Source organism: Arthrobacter sp. StoSoilB5, assembly GCF_019977235.1.
GTDB lineage: Bacteria > Actinomycetota > Actinomycetes > Actinomycetales > Micrococcaceae > Arthrobacter.
In genome coordinates, this window is sequence record NZ_AP024646.1 from 4,511,759 (window position 1) to 4,531,283 (window position 19,525).

At 62.5% G+C, this 19,525-nt stretch carries 18 protein-coding genes; 12 read left to right on the forward strand and 6 right to left on the reverse strand.

The annotated features are described in order from the left end of the window. Positions 1–84: 84 nt before the first annotated feature. The 3 genes from LDN75_RS20380 to LDN75_RS20390 form a co-directional block, all read right to left on the reverse strand. Positions 85–663 carry an adenylate kinase gene (locus tag LDN75_RS20380; protein ID WP_223934496.1) on the reverse strand — a complete coding sequence of 193 codons (579 nt, stop codon included), beginning with the start codon at positions 661–663 and terminating at the stop codon, positions 85–87. Positions 664–825: 162 nt separating this feature from the next. Next, a complete protein-coding gene (locus LDN75_RS20385; RefSeq protein ID WP_223934497.1) occupies positions 826–1,323 on the reverse strand; it encodes an SRPBCC domain-containing protein in 498 nt (165 codons plus the stop codon). A 13-nt stretch (positions 1,324–1,336) separates the two neighbouring features. Further along, complete coding sequence (locus LDN75_RS20390) at positions 1,337–1,684, reverse strand: metalloregulator ArsR/SmtB family transcription factor (protein ID WP_223934498.1); 348 nt, start codon at positions 1,682–1,684, stop codon at positions 1,337–1,339. Between the two features lie 167 nt (positions 1,685–1,851). Between LDN75_RS20390 and LDN75_RS20395 the strand changes: the two genes are divergently transcribed. After that, complete coding sequence (locus LDN75_RS20395; RefSeq protein ID WP_223934499.1) at positions 1,852–4,512, forward strand: Tat pathway signal sequence domain protein; 2,661 nt, start codon at positions 1,852–1,854, stop codon at positions 4,510–4,512. 20 nt (positions 4,513–4,532) lie between these two features. Here the strand turns inward: LDN75_RS20395 and LDN75_RS20400 are convergent, their stop codons facing one another. Beyond that, positions 4,533–5,411 carry a MurR/RpiR family transcriptional regulator gene (locus tag LDN75_RS20400; RefSeq protein ID WP_223934500.1) on the reverse strand — a complete coding sequence of 293 codons (879 nt, stop codon included), beginning with the start codon at positions 5,409–5,411 and terminating at the stop codon, positions 4,533–4,535. Positions 5,412–5,519: 108 nt separating this feature from the next. Here LDN75_RS20400 and LDN75_RS20405 point away from each other — a divergent pair, with 108 nt between their 5' ends. From LDN75_RS20405 to LDN75_RS20420, 4 genes are all read left to right on the forward strand, one after another. Beyond that, positions 5,520–6,914 carry an MFS transporter gene (locus LDN75_RS20405; RefSeq protein ID WP_223934501.1) on the forward strand — a complete coding sequence of 465 codons (1,395 nt, stop codon included), beginning with the start codon at positions 5,520–5,522 and terminating at the stop codon, positions 6,912–6,914. Between the two features lie 11 nt (positions 6,915–6,925). Beyond that, complete coding sequence (locus LDN75_RS20410; RefSeq protein ID WP_223934502.1) at positions 6,926–7,420, forward strand: GAF domain-containing protein; 495 nt, start codon at positions 6,926–6,928, stop codon at positions 7,418–7,420. Between the two features lies 1 nt (position 7,421). Further along, positions 7,422–8,678 carry an amidohydrolase family protein gene (locus LDN75_RS20415; protein ID WP_223934503.1) on the forward strand — a complete coding sequence of 419 codons (1,257 nt, stop codon included), beginning with the start codon at positions 7,422–7,424 and terminating at the stop codon, positions 8,676–8,678. A gap of 68 nt (positions 8,679–8,746) precedes the next feature. Beyond that, positions 8,747–9,388, forward strand: coding sequence for an SRPBCC family protein (locus LDN75_RS20420; RefSeq protein WP_223934504.1), 642 nt, complete (start codon positions 8,747–8,749; stop codon positions 9,386–9,388). 79 nt (positions 9,389–9,467) lie between these two features. On the opposite strand, the gene LDN75_RS20425 is transcribed toward LDN75_RS20420, so the two are convergent. Beyond that, positions 9,468–11,486 (reverse strand): rhamnogalacturonan lyase, encoded by a 2,019-nt coding sequence (locus tag LDN75_RS20425; protein WP_223934505.1) that lies wholly within the window; start codon positions 11,484–11,486, stop codon positions 9,468–9,470. A 355-nt stretch (positions 11,487–11,841) separates the two neighbouring features. On the opposite strand from LDN75_RS20425, the gene LDN75_RS20430 reads away from it, so the two are divergent. The 4 genes from LDN75_RS20430 to LDN75_RS20445 all read left to right on the forward strand — a co-directional run bounded on the left by LDN75_RS20430 (position 11,842) and on the right by LDN75_RS20445 (position 14,514). Further along, the gene (locus LDN75_RS20430; protein ID WP_223934506.1) at positions 11,842–12,672 is read left to right on the forward strand and encodes an oxidoreductase; all 831 of its coding nucleotides are present in this window, start codon (positions 11,842–11,844) and stop codon (positions 12,670–12,672) included. 180 nt (positions 12,673–12,852) lie between these two features. Further along, positions 12,853–13,023, forward strand: a complete 171-nt coding sequence (locus tag LDN75_RS20435; protein WP_216926503.1) for a hypothetical protein — start codon at positions 12,853–12,855, stop codon at positions 13,021–13,023. Positions 13,024–13,214: 191 nt separating this feature from the next. Continuing rightward, a complete protein-coding gene (locus tag LDN75_RS20440) occupies positions 13,215–14,330 on the forward strand; it encodes a glycosyltransferase family 2 protein (protein ID WP_223934507.1) in 1,116 nt (371 codons plus the stop codon). Positions 14,331–14,337: 7 nt separating this feature from the next. Then, the gene (locus tag LDN75_RS20445; protein WP_223934508.1) at positions 14,338–14,514 is read left to right on the forward strand and encodes a hypothetical protein; all 177 of its coding nucleotides are present in this window, start codon (positions 14,338–14,340) and stop codon (positions 14,512–14,514) included. A 79-nt stretch (positions 14,515–14,593) separates the two neighbouring features. On the opposite strand, the gene LDN75_RS20450 is transcribed toward LDN75_RS20445, so the two are convergent. Next, the gene (locus LDN75_RS20450; protein ID WP_223934509.1) at positions 14,594–15,964 is read right to left on the reverse strand and encodes a hypothetical protein; all 1,371 of its coding nucleotides are present in this window, start codon (positions 15,962–15,964) and stop codon (positions 14,594–14,596) included. A 242-nt stretch (positions 15,965–16,206) separates the two neighbouring features. On the opposite strand from LDN75_RS20450, the gene LDN75_RS20455 reads away from it, so the two are divergent. The 3 genes from LDN75_RS20455 to LDN75_RS20465 all read left to right on the forward strand — a co-directional run bounded on the left by LDN75_RS20455 (position 16,207) and on the right by LDN75_RS20465 (position 19,521). After that, positions 16,207–16,722: an NUDIX domain-containing protein gene (locus LDN75_RS20455; RefSeq protein ID WP_223937656.1), complete on the forward strand. Its 516-nt coding sequence runs from the start codon at positions 16,207–16,209 to the stop codon at positions 16,720–16,722. A 78-nt stretch (positions 16,723–16,800) separates the two neighbouring features. Beyond that, the gene (locus tag LDN75_RS20460; RefSeq protein ID WP_223934510.1) at positions 16,801–17,067 is read left to right on the forward strand and encodes an SHOCT domain-containing protein; all 267 of its coding nucleotides are present in this window, start codon (positions 16,801–16,803) and stop codon (positions 17,065–17,067) included. Between the two features lie 87 nt (positions 17,068–17,154). Beyond that, the gene (locus LDN75_RS20465; protein WP_223934511.1) at positions 17,155–19,521 is read left to right on the forward strand and encodes a heavy metal translocating P-type ATPase; all 2,367 of its coding nucleotides are present in this window, start codon (positions 17,155–17,157) and stop codon (positions 19,519–19,521) included. The last annotated feature ends 4 nt before the right edge of the window (positions 19,522–19,525 follow it).

Genomic DNA, 19,525 nt, shown 5'->3' on the forward strand with positions numbered 1-19,525 from the left:
CCAAAGGTGTGGGATCCGGCATGCAGGCCTTGGCCGGCATAAATTGAGGCAACGTAGTTCGCGCTTCCGATGCTCGCAGGGTGCCTAGCCCGCCAACGCCTTCTCCACCGCAGCGATCGCAGCAGCCGTAATCGATTCCCTCTCGCCGGAACCGTCCACCGTCAGCAGGATTCCACGCTGCGAGTAGGCGGTGACCACGGGCCGGGTTTCATCCCGATACAGCTCGAGCCTGCGCTGGATGACCGTCTCTGTGTCGTCGCTGCGGCCCTGTTCCTTGGCACGCCTGAGCATCCGGTCAACGAGTTCCTCGTCAGCAACGGTCAGCTCGATGACAGCGTCAAGCTGCTCCCGCCTGGCAGCCAGCATTTCATCGAGCGCGCCGATCTGGATGACTGTACGCGGGTATCCATCCAACAGGCACCCGGCATTCGCGTCTGGTTCAGCCAGCCGCTCCCGGAGCATCGAAATGGTGATCGAATCGGGGACGAACTCACCGTTGTCCATGTATTTGCCGGCCTCGATTCCTAGCTCCGTTTGCTTGCCGACGTGGGCCCGGAAGAGGTCTCCGGTGGAGATGGCGGGAATGTTGAAGTGCCGTGCGATGTGCTCCGCTTGGGTGCCCTTGCCAGAGCCAGGAGGTCCCATGATGATCAGCCGCGCCATGTCACTGTCCGTTCGCGAAGGGCCCGCGCGCTCCAGCGCGCGTGGGACTGAGCATAGCAACGGGCGCGGCGCAGCGGCAGTGTCAGCAGGAACCTAACAGCAAGCCGACGACGGCGGGAGCCTCCCGCCGTCGTCGGCTTTGGTTTGTATTCGGTACGGGAGTCAGGCGTTGGCCGGCTCCGCAAGGAGTGCGTCGACCTGGCCGATCGCTTGCCGCAGCCCTTCTTCCATGCCCATGTCCAACATCTTCTGAAGCTGTTCTTCAGAGTCAAAGCGCGTGGACATGGTCATGAGGGTGCGGTTGCCAACGGGCTCGAGTTTGACGGTGGCGTGAGCGGCTCCATGCTCGTGCAAGGGGATGCCCTGTTCGTCGGCAAATCCGTAGTCGAATTCGAGGTGATCCGGGGCGTTGATGGTAGTGAACTGCCACCAGCCGTGGGCCTTTGTGCCGTCGGGCACCGTCATGTAATAAGCGGCCTCGCCTCCGGGAGTGAAATCGTGGGTTTCGAACGTGGCCGGCACGGTAGGCGGCCCCCACCACCGTTCGAGCTGGCGCGGATCCTCCCAGATTTTCCAAACGCGCTGGACATCGGCATCGAACTCGGCAACGACGGTAAGGCTCAGGGCCTCGGCATTCTTGTCCACGCTGACCACGGTCATGGCAGATCCCTTCCTAATCTTCAGCGAGAATTTCGGCGATCCGGTGGGCACGTTCCCGCCAGATCATTTCGTATTGATCCAGCAGACGCCGGGCTTTTTGCAGTCCATCATGATTCCCCCGCACGATCTGCTCCCTCCCTCGCCTCTCCTTTGCCACAAGGGAGGCCCGTTCCAGGACCGCGACATGCTTCTGTACGGCCGCGAAACTCATGGCGTAGAGCGCGGACAAGCCGGAGACCGAATACTCCCCGGCCGTCACTCGGGTCAAAATGTCCCGGCGAGTGGCATCTGCCAAGGCTTGGAACAGGCGGTCAAGCTGGACGTCTTTTTCGGGTACCGAACTGAGCTGATCTACAACCATTTGGTTGTACGATAGCGCCGGAGAAGAGGACTGTCAACGATTTCCGGCTACGGGACCCCCAGATCGCGACCAATACGTGGCCACCCCTTGCGGCCCGCATCGCAGGCGAGTAGCTTTTTGAAACGTCACAAAGAAAGCGTTTTCCCAACCCTTAGGTGGAATCGATCATGACTCAGCACGCCCCGATCACGTGGATCGATGGCGAACCGCCAACCGGACTCAGTGGTGGCACGACGTGGGGGGTGCCATTCCAACGCGGCACCGTCCAAGACGCCAAAGAGCTGTCCGTCCTCGACAGCACAGGCCGCAAAGTCAGCGCCCAAACCTGGCCGCTCGCCACCTGGCCGGACGGCTCACTCAAGTGGGCGGGCATCGCACTTGGCGCAACGAGCAACCCGACGAGCGCATACTCCGTCACCTCAAGCGGTACGCAAGCGCACGACGGCGACCCGGCAGGCGCCGTCGAACGCTCCCCTGAAGTGAGGGTCACCGAAACAGGTGACTCGGTCACCGTCTCCACTGGGCCCCTGGAAATGGTCCTGCCGCGGTCTGGCGCGAGCCTGTTCAGCAAGTTGTCCCGCGACGGTTCCGTGGTGGCGAAGGACGCACGGCTCGTGAGCCTGCTGCAGAACGGCGTTGCGGAAGGCGCGGGCAGCATTACGCGCGAAGGCTTCACTGGAGAAGTCACGGCCTTGACGGTCGAGCAGCGCGGTCCCGTTCGCACCGTCGTGCGCTTGGAAGGCAAGCACAAGGCCCACGCCGGCACCAGGGAGTGGCTCCCTTTCACCGTCCGGTTCTACTTCTACGCCGGCGCCCGGAGTGTGCGGGTGATGCACTCATTCATTTGGGACGGCGATGCCGCGCAGGACTTTCTGGCAGGACTCGGCGTCCAGTTCACTGTCCCGCTCGAGAGCGAATTGCACGATCGCCACGTCCGGATTGCCGGTGCGGACGGCGGATTCCTTGTGGAGGCGGTCCGTGGAATCACAGGCCTGAGAAGGGATCCGGGCGAGGATGTGCGCGCCGCACAGGTCGCCGGGCGGCCAACGCCGCCGCTGAACGAATGGAGCACACTGGTTTCCGAACGGCTCCACCTCATCCCCGCATGGAACGACTACACCCTCACACAGCTGAGCGCGGACGGCTTTGAGCTGCGCAAACGCACGGCACCGGGCAACGGTTGGGTGGGCATTTCCGGCGGAACCCGGTCCGCGGGCTTTTGCTCCCTGAGTGACCTGCGGGGCGGATTCGGGGTGGGCGTGCGGGATTTCTGGCAGTCGCACCCGGGGCAGTTGGACATCCGCGGAGCCGCAACAGACAACGCAACAGTAACTGCCTGGCTCTACTCCCCCGAAGCCCAGCCGATGGACCTGCGTTTCTATCACGACGGCCTCGGCCAGGACACCTTCGAGGAACAACTCGAGGGGCTCGAGATCACGTACGAGGATTACGAGCCCGGCTTCGGCAATCCCACGGGAATTGCACGAACCCACGAGCTCACGCTGTTCGCGTACGACGCCACGCCCAGCACCGAATCTCTCGCCGCGGACGCCCGGGGCGCGTCCACTCCCCCGCTATTGCAGCCATCACCTGAGTACCTGCACTCCGCGGGTGTCTTTGGCGACTGGACGCCGGTGGACCGCAGCACCCCGGCGCGGGCGGCACTCGAAGACAAGCTCGATTTCCTGTTCGACTTCTACCAAGGCCAAAGGGAGCAGCGCCGCTGGTACGGATTCTGGAACTACGGGGACGTCATGCACACCTACGATTCGGACAGGCACGTCTGGCGGTACGACGTCGGCGGCTACGCGTGGGACAACTCGGAACTCTCGCCCGACCTCTGGCTTTGGTACATGTACCTGCGCTCGGGCCGGGCCGACGTCTTCCGCTTCGCCGAGGCAATGACGCGCCACACTGGCGAGGTGGACGTCTACCATGTGGGCCCGTGTCGTGGCCTGGGCTCCCGGCACAACGTGCAGCACTGGGGGTGCAGCGCCAAGCAATTACGCATCAGCACCCCGGCATACCGGCGCTTCTACTACTACCTCACGGCGGACGAGCGCACCGGCGATCTCCTCACCGAGCTTGTGGACAGCGACCAGAACTTCCTCGGGTTGGACCCCGTCCGCAAAGTGCGTCCCGACGCCGATACCTACCGCCCGGACCGCGGCGCGTTGGGCGTCGGGCTCGGTACCGACTGGGGCTCGCTCGCCGCCACGTGGCTCACCGACTGGGAACGCACCGGCAACCCGCGCTCGCGCGACCGGCTCTTAGGCACCATGGCTGACATCGGCGCGCTCAAGTACGGCTTCCTCACCGGCGAGGCGCTCTACGACCTGGACAAAGGAAGGTTCGACGCCGGACGCGAAGTCATCAGCGTCTCGCACCTAAGTGCCGTGTTTGGTTTGGTGGAAATCTGCAGCGAACTGATCAGCTTGGTACCGGATGCATCTTTTGAGAACGCGTGGCTGCAGTACTGCCGGTTATTCCTGGCCAGCCCGGAGGAGCAAAAGGCCGAGGTTGGACAGCCACTTGCAGGCATCTACCTGACTCAGGCGCACAGCCGACTCACGGCCTACGCCGCAGCTCGACTCGGGTCCCCGGATTTGGCGGAGCTGGCGTGGGAGAGCTTTGCCGAGGGCGGCGAGAACCTCAACCATGCCGAGGCCTTCACGCTGAAGGAGATCCTGCCACCGCTCGTCCTTCAGCCGGTGGACGAGGCTCCAACCGTTTCCACCAATGACACCGCCCAGTTCGGCCTGGCCGTCATCCAAAACCTGGCCCTCATCGGAGGCGACTTGCCCGCTTTGGAGGTCCCGGCGTCGTAAGTCCTGCGGAAGCCACGGCGCTAGGAACTCGACCGCGGATGCATGATCCGCATCTGGTCCCATGTGCGCTCGGAGGCAGCGATGTTCTGGTTGGAGCGTTCGCGGTCCAGGGAGGCAAGTTCGACGGCGATCGCCTGGACCGCGGCCACCGCACCTGTCAGGGACGGGAAGAAGCCGGCACCTTCGGTGGGGACGACGATCCGGTGCAGGGCGTGCACTGCCACAGGCGATCCCGCGCTATCCGTGATGGAAACCACCGGCGCCCCGATGTTGTGGGCAATGTCCACGGCGCGAATGGTGCTGTCGTAAACCCTCCAGAGGCTAATGGCGATGACGAGGTCCTCGGCGCCCAGCCGCGCAATGGCATTGGTCAGGGCGGCGACGTCGGCATCGAGGAGCCGGACGTTGTAACCGGCGATGATTGCGTTGTGCTCCAAGGCCTTGCCGGGGATGGCGTAGCTTCCTGCTGCCACAATGAAGGTTTGCCGGGCACCGGCAATGGCCTGGGCAATCTGGTGGATTGTGTCGGCATCCAGAGTTCGTTCAAAATGGGCCAAATTGGCGCGATCGGTTGAGACGGCAGCCTGTGCAGGACTACTGATATGGCCATTGTGCTCCGCAGCAACTTCCACTGCGCTCAGCGACGCCAGGAACCGTGACCTGAGCTCAAATTGGAAGTCAGCCCAGCCCTTGAATCCCAGTGTTTGCGCGGTCCTGGTCACTGTGGAGGCGTTCGAATTGGCCGCGGCAGCAATGTCACTGACGGACCCGTAGGAAGCAAGGCGGGGCTGCGAGCGCAGGATTCCAACTACCTGCATCTGACGAGCTGCAAGCTTGCGGCCCTGAACACGGCTATCCAGCCACTCGGTCAACGTTGACGAGTCGAAATCTTCTTCCACCTATTGACCTACCTCACACTTTCGCCGTACCTTCGATACATCGCATCTGCACAGACTTGTGCATATTCCTAAAAATGTACAACTTGGCCCACTTTGGCAGGAATCACCATGTCTCTCACCGCACGCTTGGATCGTCTGGCTCTCAGTCGACCACACTACAAGCTTCTCCTCATCGGAGGCCTCGGCTACTCATTCGACGGCATGGACGGCGCAGTGGTCGCGTTCCTGCTCCCTCGAATCCAGGAATTGTGGGGCCTCAGCACTGCCAGCCTCGGCCTGGTAGGTTCAGCCGCCCCGTTGGGCTTCTTCTTTGGCGCCATCCTCTCCGGATGGATGGGCGACCGATTTGGCCGGAAGAAGGTCATGCTGTGGGCGCTCGCCTTCTACTGCCTCATGTCAGTGGTGGCAGCCATGGCTCCCAACTTCGAGGTCTTCCTGATTGCACGGATCTTTGCAGGATTGGGTGCAGGCGCAGAAAGCGTCATCATCGCCCCGTTCCTGTCAGAGTTCATTCCCCCGAAGCGTCGCGGCTGGTTCATTGGAACCCTTGCCGGCTTCTTCTCCTTCGGCTTTGTGGGCGCTGCATTAATTGGCCGGTTCATTGTGCCGATGGGCGAGGACGGTTGGCGCTGGGCCCAAGTGGTCACGGCCATACCGATCCTTCTCCTGCTCTGGTGGCGGCGCAGCCTGCCGGAATCACCGCGCTTCCTCATCAGCCGTGGCCGCGTAGCCGAAGCAACAGAGGTGGTGGAGCGCTTTGAGCAGAGCGTGGTCAAGGCCACGGGCAAAAACCTCGCTTCCCTGCCTCCAGCCCCGGAGGAAATCGCCACGCATGAGCAGAAGATCAGCATCTGGAATGCACTGAAGTTCATGTGGTCCAAGGCCATGCGCCGACGGACGGCCGTCATCTGGCTGATCTGGTTCGTGATCACCTTCTCCTACTACGGCTTCTTCTCCTGGATTCCCACACTGCTGGTGGGCCGGGGTATCACCGTAACCAAGAGCTTTGAATACTCGATCATCATTTACCTGGCGCAGATTCCGGGCTACTTCTCGGCAGCATGGCTGTGCGACCGGATCGACCGCAAGAACACGATCGCCCTGTACCTTGCGGGATCGGCTCTCAGCGCGTTCTGGCTGAGCCAATCCAACGATTCCGGCATGATCCTGGTGGCCGCCGCAACATTGTCCTTCTTCCTGAACGGCACGTATGCCGGCGTCTACGCCTACACCCCTGAGCTCTTCCCCACCTGGATGCGCGCCACCGGTGTTGGCCTGGCCAGCGCAGTTGGCCGTATCGGCAGCATCCTCGCACCGTCCATCATCGGTATCTTCGCCGCTTCCCTTGGCTTCGGCGGGGTGTTCACCATGACCACAGTGGTTCTGACCATTGGCGTTCTTGGCGTGGTGATCTTCGGCGCATCCACGGCGGGCAAGTCCTTGGAGGACATCAACGCCCGCGCCGAACATGATCCGGCAGCGGCAGGGACAGTGAGCAAATGAGCGGAAACTTCATGAAAACCGACACCACGTTCCAACACGCTTTCGACGCCCTGCAGCAGGACCCCGGCGTCATCCTCTTCACCGCCCTCCAGTGGATCCCCCAGCGCTCCAGCCTCAAGCGGCTGTTCACCAGCCACCCGGCCGAGTATCCGGTGGGCGGTGAGAAGACGGTCGAAATCTCACCTGGCTGGCTTGGGACGGTCATCGAGGACAAGAAGCCGTTCCTGGCCGCCGATCTGACAGCACTGAGGGAGGTCTTTGCAGACTCCGCGCTCATTCAGCAACTCGGCTGCGGCGCCGTCATCAACGTGCCTGTCCTCGACCAGCAACGCAACGTTGTAGGAGTCCTGGCGCTACTGGACGCAGAAGGCAAGTACACGCAGCACAGCGTGGCAACCGCCGTCGAACTGGTCAACACGAATCTGGCCGAACTCGTCCAAGCCTTTGAATCCCATCCCACCGAAGTCCCCGCAGCCACCGAAGTCCCCGGGAAGGACAATGTCTAGCATGAGCACCACCCCCAAAGCCGCCCCGCTCGTCATCCGCAACGCAAGCGTCCTGGACGTCGAGGCAGGCACGTACTCCACTGCCGACGTCGTAAGTGTTGATGGAAAGATCGTCAGCGTCGGGCCGAACGCATCAGTCCCTGCCGGTGCGCGGGTCATTGATGGCACCGGTAAGTTCGTCATCCCGGGGCTCATTGATGCGCACGTCCATGTGGTCGCTTCCAGTGCTGACTTCCGCTCGCTGACCTGGACCCCGGCGTCGTACGTGTACGCACAGACTGCCCGGATCATGGGAGAGATGCTGCGCCGCGGTTTCACCACTGTCCGCGACCTGTCCGGCGCTGACTTCGGCCTGGCGATGGCCCAGCAGGAAGGGTTGCTTGAGGGTCCGAAGATCCACTTCTGCGGCCACGCCCTGAGCCAGACCGGCGGACACGGCGACATGCGGCTTCCGGGTGAAGACCACGATCCCAATGGCCGCGGGTGCTGCGGAATCGGTCGCGTAGCCGACGGAGTTGACGCAGTCCGGGCAGCCGCTCGCGACGAGATCCGCAAGGGCGCCCACCACATCAAGATCATGGCGTCCGGTGGGGTCTCCTCCCCCACGGACCGCATCGACTCCACGCAGTACTCGATGGAAGAAATGCGGGCCGCGGTGGAAGAAGCCGAAGCCGCCAATCGCTACGTCGCAGCCCACGCCTACACAGCCCGTGCCATCAATCGCGCACTCGAAGCCGGCGTCCGCTCGATCGAACACGGCAACCTCCTGGATGACGAAAGCCTCCGGCTCTTCATCGAGAAGGACGCTTTCCTGGTTCCCACGCTCGTCACCTACTGGGCGCTAAAGGAAGAGGGCAAGGAATTCGGGCTCACCGAGGAGATGTGGGCCAAGGTGGACTCCGTACTAACCAGCGGGCTGGAGGCCATCTCCCGAGCCCACCAAGCCGGCGTGAAAATGGCGTTCGGCTCCGACCTCCTGGGCGGCATGCACCGCCATCAGAACGAACAGTTCAGGCTGCTTGGCAAGGTCCAGCCAGCAATCGATGCCATCCGCTCAGCAACCACGACGGCGGCCCAGCTGCTTGAGCGCGAAGGTGAACTTGGCGTGATCGCACCTGGCGCGGACGCGGACATTCTGGTGCTTGGCGCGGACCCAGTGGCGGACATTTCCGTGCTGGCAGACATATCGGAGCATTTGGAGTTCCTGATCCAGGACGGCCGGGTGATCTCCTGGTCTGGGCCCGGGGATCCACGGTAAGTAAGCTTATTAATGGATGGCGCATGACGTCGTCCCGGGCAAACCGAACCGAGTCAGAGGAGGACATTGTGACCACGAAGGTAGACAAGACAATCCTGGTCAACGTTCCGGTGAGTACGGCCTACAGTCAGTGGACGCATTTCGAAGAGTTCCCCCGTTTCATGGGCGGAGTGGAACGCGTGACGCGCCTGGGCGAGGACCGTCTGGAATGGGTAGCCGAAATCGCTGGCGTCCATCGCCGCTGGGAAGCAAAGATCGTCCAGCAGGACATGGACCGGGCCGTGGCATGGGCCGCTGTGGAAGGTGCCAAGAATGCCGGCTGGGTGGACTTCAAGGAAGCCGGACCGAGCCAGACGTCCTTGCATCTGTCACTGGAATACGAACCCCACGGCGTCCTTGAATTCCTGGGCGACAAATTGCATGTGGTTGAAAGGCAGGCGGAATCGGACTTGAAGAAGTTCAAGGAATACGTCGAGCACAAGGCACCCGAACGGGATGCCGACACGAGCACCATGGCTACACCCGCCGACGTCCCGATCGTAGATCCCATCACGCACACCTTCGATCAGACCAATGGCCTCGCAGATCTGGAAGGCGAATCCGACGAGACTGCGGACAGCGATACGCGCAGTGCCGCGGAACGGAAGGACGACGAGGGCTTCGGCCCGGGTTACATCCCACCGATGGGTGGGCTGCCGGGGCAGCGGTAGCAGCCACCCGCACGAAACAAACAACCAGTGCCGCCCGAATCAATACGATCCGGGCGGCACTGCGGTTAATAAGTGACCGCTACTTCTGGCCTGCATAGGCGACGGCGGGCATCGCCGGCGTCTGCATGCCCTCGCCGATGTAGAAGCTCGGGTGCGGCGGCTGGTTGTAGGCCACGTTCTCCCGGGCGACGGACGTGCGGTACGCGGTGTCGTGCATCAGCGTCCGCAGGCGAACCTCGGTGGGAGCCGTGGTGGTGTAGATGCGCAGCTCGGTGCTGTCAGTGGATGGCCAGGCGATCTCTTCGCGCCAGTCTCCCAGGATGTCTGCCTGGACGGACGGGTTTCCCTTGGTGGTGTTGTTACTGCGGGCGCCGTCGGCCGTCAGGAGACGGTCGCTCTGCTCGGTTTCCCAATTCCACTTGGAGATGGTGGGAACGCCACGGGACACCGTTGCGTCGTAATCGTGGTCCACAATCTCGCGGAGGAGATCGCCATCCCACCAGGCCAGGAAGTTCGCGGCAGGAATCTTCTCCGCGATCAGCTCTCCCTTGGCGGACATCAGCTGGCCTACAGGCGAATCCCAGGAGGCGGAACCGCCTACCGCCCAACCTTCAGCCCCGGCATATCGGGGATCGATGTCCCCTGCGGCTCCGCGGCCAGTGTCCTTGATGGCCGGGATGCTCCAGAGAACCTCACCCGTGGCAGCGTCACGGAAGGTAGCTCCCCTGTTGCCGCTCTGGCTCATACTTTCGTGGACGGCGAAGGTTTCAAGGCCTGGCCTGGATGGATCAAGGTCGCTGGTGTGGATCGCGTCTCCATGGCCCAACTTGGTGTTGTAAAGCGGCTGGCCGTTGTCATCGATGGTCATGGAGCCAAAGACGAATTCATCCTTGCCGTCACCGTCCACGTCAACTACGGAGAGGTTGTGGTTGCCCTGCCCCTTGTACTCGTCCCCGGCAACGTTGGAATCGAACGTCCACCGCTTCACGAGCTTCCCGTCCACAAGGTCGTATGTCACCAGGACTGTGCGCGTGTAGTAGCCACGGCTGAACATCATTGAGGGGTGCTCGCCGTCGAGGTACGCGACGCCAGCCAGGAACCGGTCCACGCGGTTGCCGTAGTTGTCGCCCCAGCTGGAAACGGTGCCGCGCTCGGGCGCGTAAGCCACGGTATCCATGATGGTTCCGGTCTCGCCCCTGAAGACCGTCAGGAATTCCGGGCCGGACAGGACGTAACCGGCGCTGTTGCGGAAGTCGGCGTCGGCGTTTCCGATCACCGTTCCCGCCGCGTCACGGGTGCCGTCCGCCGTCTTGAAGGAAACCTCGGCCTTGCCGTCGCCGTCGAAGTCGTAGGCCAGAACCTGGGTATAGTGTGCGCCGGCGCGGATGTTGCGTCCCAGATCGATGCGCCACAGCTTGGTGCCGTCCAGCTTGTAGGCATCGACGTAAACGTTGCCCGTGTAGCCGGACTGCGAGTTGTCCTTGGCGTTGGACGGCGCCCACGTCTGGATGACCTCATACTTGCCGTCGCCGTCGAGGTCGGCCACCGTCGCATCGTTGGCCCCGTAGGTGTAGGCCTTGCCGTCGGGAGTCACGCCGTCGGCGGGCTTATCGAGCTTGATGGCCAGGTAGTTCTGCGTCAGCGGCTTGACCGCTTCGGTCAACTTGTCCTGCCCTTGGCCATTTCCAACCGTCTTAATGACGTAGCTGGACGCCGCCGTTCCGTCCGGGTCCACGAACATGGTGGCGTTGCGGATGGGCTCCTCGGTGATGTTGACGCCGTCGCGCAGCACCTGGAAACCCACGGTGTCCTCATCCAGGCCGAGCATGCGCCAGCTCACGGTAACGCCTTGGTCGGTCAAGACGGCGACGGGAGCCCGATCCAGGTATTCCACCTGGCGTTTGAGCGTCGGGGCTGCCTTTTCGGCAGGCACGACGCCGGGAAGACCGGTTTGCGTTGTCGGGCTGACAGTGGCTGGAGCTGCTTGGGCGAGTGGGACTCCTGTCAGGGCTATGGCTGCTGCGGCCAGGGAAGCCGCCGCTGCCAACGGTAGGCCCCTGAACGCACGGCCGTTGGTACTGCGAGAGGAACACTTCATGGGGTTAGCCAAAGAACATCTCCTTTGATGCTGGGCGGCAGTAGGTCTGCCGCACATAGGTTGGAACGTTTCAATAAATCGCAAAGCGAAACACCTTTTGAGGGTCCGAGGGGGTGAGAAAACGCTTTCCGCCTCAATGTTTACCAGTGACAAAACATGGCAGTCAAGAGTTTGACAGAAGTTGAATAGGCCTGAACTCGCTGCTTCCCTACATTCTTTGCTGTCGATTGCCGCCAAATGCAACTGCTTGGAGTTGTTTTGACGCCGCCCAAGATTCAAAGAAGGTCAGGAGCCCACGCCGACCCCTCGCAGGGGTACCGTTCCAAGGGAGTCGTCCACCCATGAAAGGAACATCATGACCACCTGGCTCATCACTGGATGCTCCACCGGACTCGGCCGCGCACTGGCCCAAGCTGTCCTCGCGCGTGGCGACAACGCCGTCGTCACGGCCCGCGATACTTCCAAGCTGCAGGACCTGGCCGCAGAATTTCCGACGACAGCCCTCGCCGTCGCACTCGATGTCACCGAGCAGTCGCAGATAGAAGCCGCCATGAGGGAGGCCGAGGAACGCTTTGGTGCGGTTGACGTCCTGGTCAACAATGCCGGTTACGGTTACCGCGCAGCCATTGAAGAGGGCGACGACGGCGATGTCCGGGCGCTGTTCGACACGAACGTTTTTGGTCCGGTGGCCATGATCAAGGCCGTCCTGCCTGGGATGCGCTCCCGCCGATCCGGTGCGATCGTGAATATTTCCTCCATTGGCGCCCGGATCTGCCCGCCCGGTTCCGGCTATTACTCAGCAACGAAGGCTGCGCTGGAGGGCCTGTCCGGTTCGCTGCAGAAGGAACTGAAGCCTCTGGGTATCTCTGTGACAGTGGTGGAGCCCGGTGCGTTCAGGACCGATTTTGCGGGGCGTTCACTGACGCAGTCGGCCCAGGCGATTGATGACTATGCCGAGACGGCCGGCAAGCGTCGCAAGGAAAATGACACCGTCCACGGCACCCAGCCCGGCGACCCGGACAAAGCAGCAGAGGTGATTATCGCCGCCGTCGAGGCAGCTGAGACACCGGCCTTCCTGCTCCTGGGCGCCGACGCCGTCTACGCCTACGGCGCGGTGGAAGAGGCCCAGCGTGCCGAGGTGGATCGGTGGCGCGAGCAGAGCCTGAGCACGGGTTACACGGAGTAACCTCCAACGTGTAATCCGTCACACTTGGCCGGATGAGCTTGTCAATCGCGGTGGGCAGCATGAACCATGAATGAGGGAATTCGTTTCCCGTACAAGCTGAATCAGCAATCCTCACCGACGAGGATGCGGCCCCTGCGAAGAAGCTTGGGGCTGTTAACGGCCTGAGTGAAAGTACTGACAATGACGACACATACTGACTCCATCACGCTGAAAATCTGGGACAAGTCGGCGATCGACCACACTATCGACGCCGCCATCCGGGATCTTTCCCCTCGCGCCGCTGCAGAAAACTGCGGCATTGCCGTAACGCTCAGCGGACCGAAGACCTTCACCGTTAGCCTGAGCCGCTAAAGCAGCTCAAACACACCACAAGAGGACGACGCCGGCACCCCCGGCGTCGTCCTCTTGCGTTTCCTGAATACCTGGCTGGAACTCCTGATCAAACCTTGAGACTTCCTTGATGCTTTGCGGGCAGCTTTCTTGCGTTTGCGTTGGAACCCTAAGTGAAACACCACTACGAGGTTCCGAACGGAGGATCCCAAGTGCACCAGGTCGTCAATTCAGAGACAATTGCTGCACCCCGGGGATCCCACCGTGCGCCAGGTGGAGTGGTTACGGTTCTGGTCCCCGCACACAACGAATCCGGCGGCATTACCGAAACACTTTTCTCGCTGAATAACCAGACGCGCCGCCCGGATCGCGTGATCGTGGTGGCCGATAACTGCACTGACAATACTGAAGAACTGGCGTTGGCCCAGGGCGCCGAAGTCCTCCGCACTGTTGGCAACAAGGATAAGAAGGCCGGTGCGCTGAACTTCGCCCTTGGGCAGTTCCTCCCAGGAGCCGATCCCGAAGACCTTGTTCTGGTGCAGGACGCCGATTCGCAGCTGGCGCCGGACTTCATTGAAAATGCCACGAACAACCTCCTCAAGGATGAACTTCTGGGCGCCGTTGGCGGAGTGTTCAGCGGTGGCCCCGGAGGCGGGTTCGTCGGACACCTGCAGCGAAATGAATACGCCCGCTACGCCAGGGACGTGGAGCGCCTCCACGGCAAATGCCTGGTAGTCACCGGGACTGCCGCGCTTTTCCGCATCAAGACCCTGCGGGACGTCGTCGCATCACGGTTGAACGGTGCACTTCCTCCCGGCAACGGCGAGGGCGGCGTCTATGACACCTCTGTGCTGACCGAAGACAACGAACTGTCCTTCGCGCTCCTCACGCTCGGATACCGCATAGCGTCACCGTCAAACTGCACGCTGGTCACCGAAGTCATGCCGACGTGGCGTGAGTTATGGGCTCAGCGGCTCCGCTGGAAGCGCGGAGCCGTGGAGAACTGCGTGCAGTACGGGTGGACCAAAGTCACGCGCCCATACTGGGGACGCCAGTTTCTCTCCATGATCGGTGTCCTGGTGACGCTGGCTTACCTCGGGTCCATCGTCTTTGCCCTGACCACCGGAATGGGACTGAATCTCCACCCGTTCTGGATCACGGTCACCTGCATCTTCGTCCTGGAACGCATCATTACCCTGCGTCTCCGGGGCTGGAGGTACATGCTGCTTGCCGCAACCATGTACGAAGCCGTCATCGACGTTTTCCTCCAGGCAGTCCACGCCAAGGCCTACCTGGATGCCGTCCTCAACAGAAAGAAAGTTTGGTAAACGACTCATGTACAACAACCCAGCAGGATCCGCAGGCGCAGCAATTGCAGGAGGCGCCGGTTCCGGCACCCTTGCCATGACCGGCGCCGGGAACCTCTTCTGGTTCGCACTGGCCGCCTTCGCCATGCTGGCCGTTGGCCTGGCCATCAAGAGGATGGTCCCGGTCCGCGCTCAGAAAATCTAGCAGGCCCAGCAAACCCGCAGTTGTGTCGGATCATGCCCCCAGCGCGACACAACCGCGGGTTTGTTGTTTTATGCCTGCCCTACGTTACGGGCCCCGTATTGGCGGAGTACTTGGAAACTGTGGTGTACCCGGCCTTGCTTCCCGTAACCCGCACGCTCATGGTGTCTGCTTGGTCGGCACTGACAACTACGTAGCTCTTGGCAGTTGCTCCCGTGATGGCAACACCTGACCGGTACCACTGATACGTCAGGGTGGTTCCGGACGTCCACGTCCCCGGGTTGGCTGTGAGCGTGGAGCCAACCGTGAGCGTCCCCGTGATGGTGGGAGTGGGTGCGATCAGCGTGCCTGCCACTACCGTAGCCGTGGGCGCCGATTCCTTGGTGGTCGTTGCGTAGCCGGCCTTTGTCCCTGTAACGCGGACGGTCAACCTGGCGCCCTGATCCGCGGCCGCAAGGACACGGGTGGCTGCTGTTGCACCGGCGATGGCCGTGCCGTTCTTGTACCACTGATAGGTCAGTGCAGTTCCGGTGGTCCACGTGCCGGGGTTGGCGGTCAGCGTGGATCCCACCGACGCCGTTCCGGAAATAGTGGGGGTCGGGGCCGTCAACGGGATCCCCGGAACAAACGAGAAATCACGAATCGTCACGGATTCAGGTGCCACATGGGCAGCATCACCGCCACCACCTCCGGTAACCCACAGATTGAAGTGGATCTGTTCATTGGCCGGAAGTGGAACCGTGGAGCCTTGCAGGACCGTCCTCTTCAGCAGCGTTCCGCCGTAGCCTTCGCCGGCAAACGTCTCAAAGGTGAGCTTGCCCGGTTCCCAAACCATCCTGTGGGTAAGGATCGGGGCGTTCGTGACATCGAACGTGACAGTGTTGTTCCCCTGCCCAGGCGGCAGGGTGGCGTCAAACCAATAGCCATGCCCTTGAGTGACGGGCCAGTTCTGGCCATAGGCAGCTCCACCTCCCCAGGCGGACGCCTCGCAGAGGTCGATTTCCGTATAGCCGGGTTGGGCCGCGGGGTCGTAGGTGAACAGGCAACCCCACACGACTTCCTTCTGGAGCGCGCTCACGTCCTTTTCCACGGTGGTGCTGTACGTTCCGTAGCCAAAGCCCTCACGCGTGGATTGGAACTCCGCGCCCTTGGGAGCCGAGCCGGTTGGGTTGGTGATGGAGAGTTTGACGTACCCGTTGGTGTCCGGGTTGCTCACGTTGTTCGCGTCCCAACTCGCGTTGTACATCGGAGCCCCTCCCCAGAAACGCTTCTGCCAGTTGAAACCCTTCCAGGCGAAGCTCCCCACAGGGCCGGGGTCCTCAGCCATGGGGGTTGTATCGGCCGCCTGTGATGGGCCTGTTCCAGCGAGCATTGATAAACCGACCGCCAGCACGACGGCCAAACCTGTTGTTTTGATTCGCCCATGCGGAATGAGCCCTACTGACCATGCCATAGCCGTGTCCTCCATTGATGCGCCCAGACTCGTCGCCGGCAAAAGCCAGAGACCGCAACAACGTTCCACCCCCACGAGGAACGTGCAGTTCCTCGATTATCAAGTAGACGTCGGTCCTGAGGAAGCTAATTGAAGAACCAAAGTGGGAGATATGCCATCAATTGGATAACGGCACCCCGGCGCGGAGTAACCTTGGCATTGTCTGTTCATTTCGCGTACACGGCCTGGCTTCGGGAGGTCATATCACCATTCGCAGCGCCGGAATCCTGCTCTACCGGGCAGGTTCCACTGGAGAGTTGGAGCTTTGGATTGCCCACATGGGAGGACCTTTTTGGGCGCACAAGGACGAGCATGCCTGGTCAATTCCCAAAGGTGAATACCTTGAGGATGAAGACCCGCTGATTGCTGCACGACGCGAATTCGCCGAAGAAATTGGTACTCCACCGCCACCTGGCGACTACCAGTTATTGGGGGTTTTCAAACAACCCTCAGGCAAACTCATCACGACTTTCGCAGCAGAGGCAGGCTCCTTCCAGCCCGAAGAAATCGTCAGCAATACCTTTCCCATGGAATGGCCCAAGGGGTCCGGGTCCATCAAGGAATTTCCTGAGATAGACGACGCCCGTTGGTTTCGGGAAACCACGGCCCGGACAAAGCTCGTCAAAGGGCAGCTGCCTATTGTGGACGCTTTGGTCCGGCAGCTTCGTGAAGAACCCAACGACGGCGAGCCCGCACCCACCCGGGCATCCGGGACCTAAGACTCTGACGCCCGACAGCTCCGGGAAGGATAGTGAACGGTAGGAATACTGGACGGTTTGGGCGCAGGAGGTAGGGCGATGATGTACTGGGGCGGAGACATGGGCGGCTGGGGCTACGTGCTGATGGTCCTGAGCTTCGTCTTGTTCTGGGGCGCTATCATCACCGCGATCGTCTTTTTCGCCCGCTCCACGGGAGCTGGCGGCCGGCGGCACGAGGGCGTAGCGCCAGGTCACGGCATCGCCGAGGACCTGCTCGCAGAACGGTTTGCCCGCGGGGAAATCGATGAAAACGAATACACGGCACGGCTGGCGGTACTGCGCCGCGGACGCGCCGCGCCCCGGTGAACGGCAACTCGCCCCCACGCAGTGAACGTCCGGCACCGGGTGAAAACCCCGGCTGCCCGCTCGGACAACTCTGCGAAAGGACCAGCCATGACAGCTGACCCGAAGGCCACCGCCCACGGAGCATTGAGCGCTACGTTGAAGAGCACTGTTGTGGAGGTACGCGGCCAGCACTGGGCAACCTCCAAAGCAGTCATCGAGCACGTGCTGCTGCGGCGGCCAGGAGTCGCGGCAGTCGACGCGAATCCCGTCGCCCAGACCGCGAGCGTGAAGTTTGACCCGTCCCTGACATCCGAGGAGCAGATCTCCGGATGGGTCCGGGACTGCGGATACCACTGCCGAGGCGTTTCGGTTCCGGAGCACGTGTGCTACCCGATGGACGAAACCCCGCAGGAGATGATGGGTCACGGCGGACACCACGCCGGGATGTCGATGGATGACATGGTCAAGGACATGCGCAACCGTTTCCTGGTTGCCGCCTTGTTGTCCATCGGCGTGACGCTCTGGTCCCCGATGGGCCGGGACATGCTGGGCTTCACGGCCCCAACACCGTTCGGGCTCCGCGATGACGTCATGGGCCTGATCCTGTCCCTGCCGGTCATCTTCTACTCGGCCTGGATCTTCTTCGACGGCGCCTGGCGGGCACTGAAAGCCGGCACGCTGGACATGATGGTGCTGGTGGCCATCGCCGTCGGCACGGGCTGGCTGTACAGCGCCTGGGTCACCCTCACCGGCGGCGGAGAAGTGTTCTATGAAGCCGCGACAGTCCTGGCCGCCTTCGTGCTGCTGGGCCACTGGTTCGAGATGCGCGCACGCGGCGGGGCGAACGAGGCCATCCGCACCCTGCTCGAGCTCGCACCTCCAGTTGCGGTCGTTATCCGCGACGGCGAGATGATCGAGATCCCCACCTCCGACGTCCAGGTGGGGGACCTGCTGCTGATCCGGCCAGGATCCAAAATCCCCGTCGACGGCCAAGTCGAAGAAGGCCAATCAGAGGTCGATGAGTCCATGGTCACTGGGGAAAGCCTGCCGGTAACCAAGACCATCGGATCGGAAGTGATCGGCGCGTCCATCAACACCACCGGCACCATGCGGGTCCGGGCCACCAAGGTCGGAGCGGACACCTCCCTGGCCCGGATCGTCGCCCTCGTCCAGGAAGCCCAGAACTCCAAAGCCCCAGGCCAGCGGCTGGCCGACCGGGCTGCGTTCTGGCTGGTCCTGGTGGCCCTGATCGGCGGCACGGTGACTTTCGCGGTCTGGCTCGCCGTTGGCGCTGGGCTCCAAGCGGCCATGCTGTTCGCCATCACCGTCGTCGTCATCACCTGCCCCGACGCGCTCGGCCTGGCCACACCAACGGCCATCATGGTTGGCACCGGGCTGGGCGCGAAACGCGGCGTCCTGTTCAAGAACGCCGCCGCCTTGGAGGTCTCCGCACGGATCGACACCGTTGTGATGGATAAAACCGGGACCCTGACCAAGGGCGAACCGGAAGTCACCGACGTCGTCGTCGACGGCATCGACCAAGGAGACCTACTGGCCTTGGTCGCCGCCGTGGAAAAGGAATCCGAACACCCCCTCGCCGCAGCAGTGGTCCGGCACGCCCGGGAACACGGAGCCGCCGCCCTGGACTCCAGCGATTTCCTGAGCGTTCCCGGCCACGGCGCCGGTGCAACCGTAGACGGACACCGGGTCCTGGTTGGCAACCGCAAACTCATGGCCGACGGGAACATCGACCTCGGCCGCCTCGCCGCGGTACGCAGTGATCTGGCGGGAACCGGCCGGACTGCCGTGCTCGTCGCCGTCGATGGCCGCGCTGCGGCAGTGATTGCCCTGGCGGACGCCCCCAGGGAAACCGCGCCAGCGGCGATTGCTGCCTTGCACGACGCCGGGATCGAGGTGGTCATGCTTACGGGCGACAACGAAGCCACCGCGCAACGGATCGCCGGCCGGCTCGGCATCGACAACGTAATCGCCGAAGTGCTGCCAGGGGACAAGTCAGCCAAGATCGCCCAACTGCAACAGGCAGGGAAGAAGGTCTCCATGGTCGGGGACGGCGTCAACGACGCTCCCGCCCTGGCCCAGGCTGACCTCGGCATCGCTATCGGCGCCGGCACGGACGTGGCGATTGAAACGGCCGACGTCGTACTGATGCGCTCGGACCCGCTGGATGTCCCCATCGCGCTGCGGATCGGCAAAGGAACTTTGCGGAAGATGCGCCAGAATCTGGGCTGGGCGGTGGGGTACAACGCAATAGCGCTGCCGATCGCCGCAGGGGTGTTCGCGTTCGCCGGGATCGTCCTCAGCCCGGAGATCGCGGCACTGTCGATGTCGGGTTCCAGCTTCCTGGTCGCCGTCAACGCCCTGCTGCTCAAAAGGCTCAGGCTGCCCCGCCCCGAAACGCCCGAGGCCATCCCTGTCCGCCCGAACCGTCCGTTGGCCCCGGCCGGCAACCGTTAGTCCC

Excerpts from the sequence above, each read along its gene's own strand:
- LDN75_RS20415 (WP_223934503.1), top strand. The coding sequence starts at position 7,422 with ATGAGCACCACCCCCAAAGCCGCCCCGCTCGTCATCCGCAACGCAAGC.
- LDN75_RS20380 (WP_223934496.1), bottom strand. The coding sequence starts at position 663 with ATGGCGCGGCTGATCATCATGGGACCTCCTGGCTCTGGCAAGGGCACC.
- LDN75_RS20450 (WP_223934509.1), bottom strand. The coding sequence starts at position 15,964 with ATGGCATGGTCAGTAGGGCTCATTCCGCATGGGCGAATCAAAACAACA.
- LDN75_RS20390 (WP_223934498.1), bottom strand. The coding sequence starts at position 1,684 with ATGGTTGTAGATCAGCTCAGTTCGGTACCCGAAAAAGACGTCCAGCTT.
- LDN75_RS20445 (WP_223934508.1), top strand. The coding sequence starts at position 14,338 with ATGTACAACAACCCAGCAGGATCCGCAGGCGCAGCAATTGCAGGAGGC.
- LDN75_RS20430 (WP_223934506.1), top strand. The coding sequence starts at position 11,842 with ATGACCACCTGGCTCATCACTGGATGCTCCACCGGACTCGGCCGCGCA.
- LDN75_RS20435 (WP_216926503.1), top strand. The coding sequence starts at position 12,853 with ATGACGACACATACTGACTCCATCACGCTGAAAATCTGGGACAAGTCG.
- LDN75_RS20395 (WP_223934499.1), top strand. The coding sequence starts at position 1,852 with ATGACTCAGCACGCCCCGATCACGTGGATCGATGGCGAACCGCCAACC.
- LDN75_RS20385 (WP_223934497.1), bottom strand. The coding sequence starts at position 1,323 with ATGACCGTGGTCAGCGTGGACAAGAATGCCGAGGCCCTGAGCCTTACC.
- LDN75_RS20410 (WP_223934502.1), top strand. The coding sequence starts at position 6,926 with ATGAAAACCGACACCACGTTCCAACACGCTTTCGACGCCCTGCAGCAG.
- LDN75_RS20405 (WP_223934501.1), top strand. The coding sequence starts at position 5,520 with ATGTCTCTCACCGCACGCTTGGATCGTCTGGCTCTCAGTCGACCACAC.
- LDN75_RS20465 (WP_223934511.1), top strand. The coding sequence starts at position 17,155 with ATGACAGCTGACCCGAAGGCCACCGCCCACGGAGCATTGAGCGCTACG.
- LDN75_RS20425 (WP_223934505.1), bottom strand. The coding sequence starts at position 11,486 with ATGAAGTGTTCCTCTCGCAGTACCAACGGCCGTGCGTTCAGGGGCCTA.
- LDN75_RS20460 (WP_223934510.1), top strand. The coding sequence starts at position 16,801 with ATGATGTACTGGGGCGGAGACATGGGCGGCTGGGGCTACGTGCTGATG.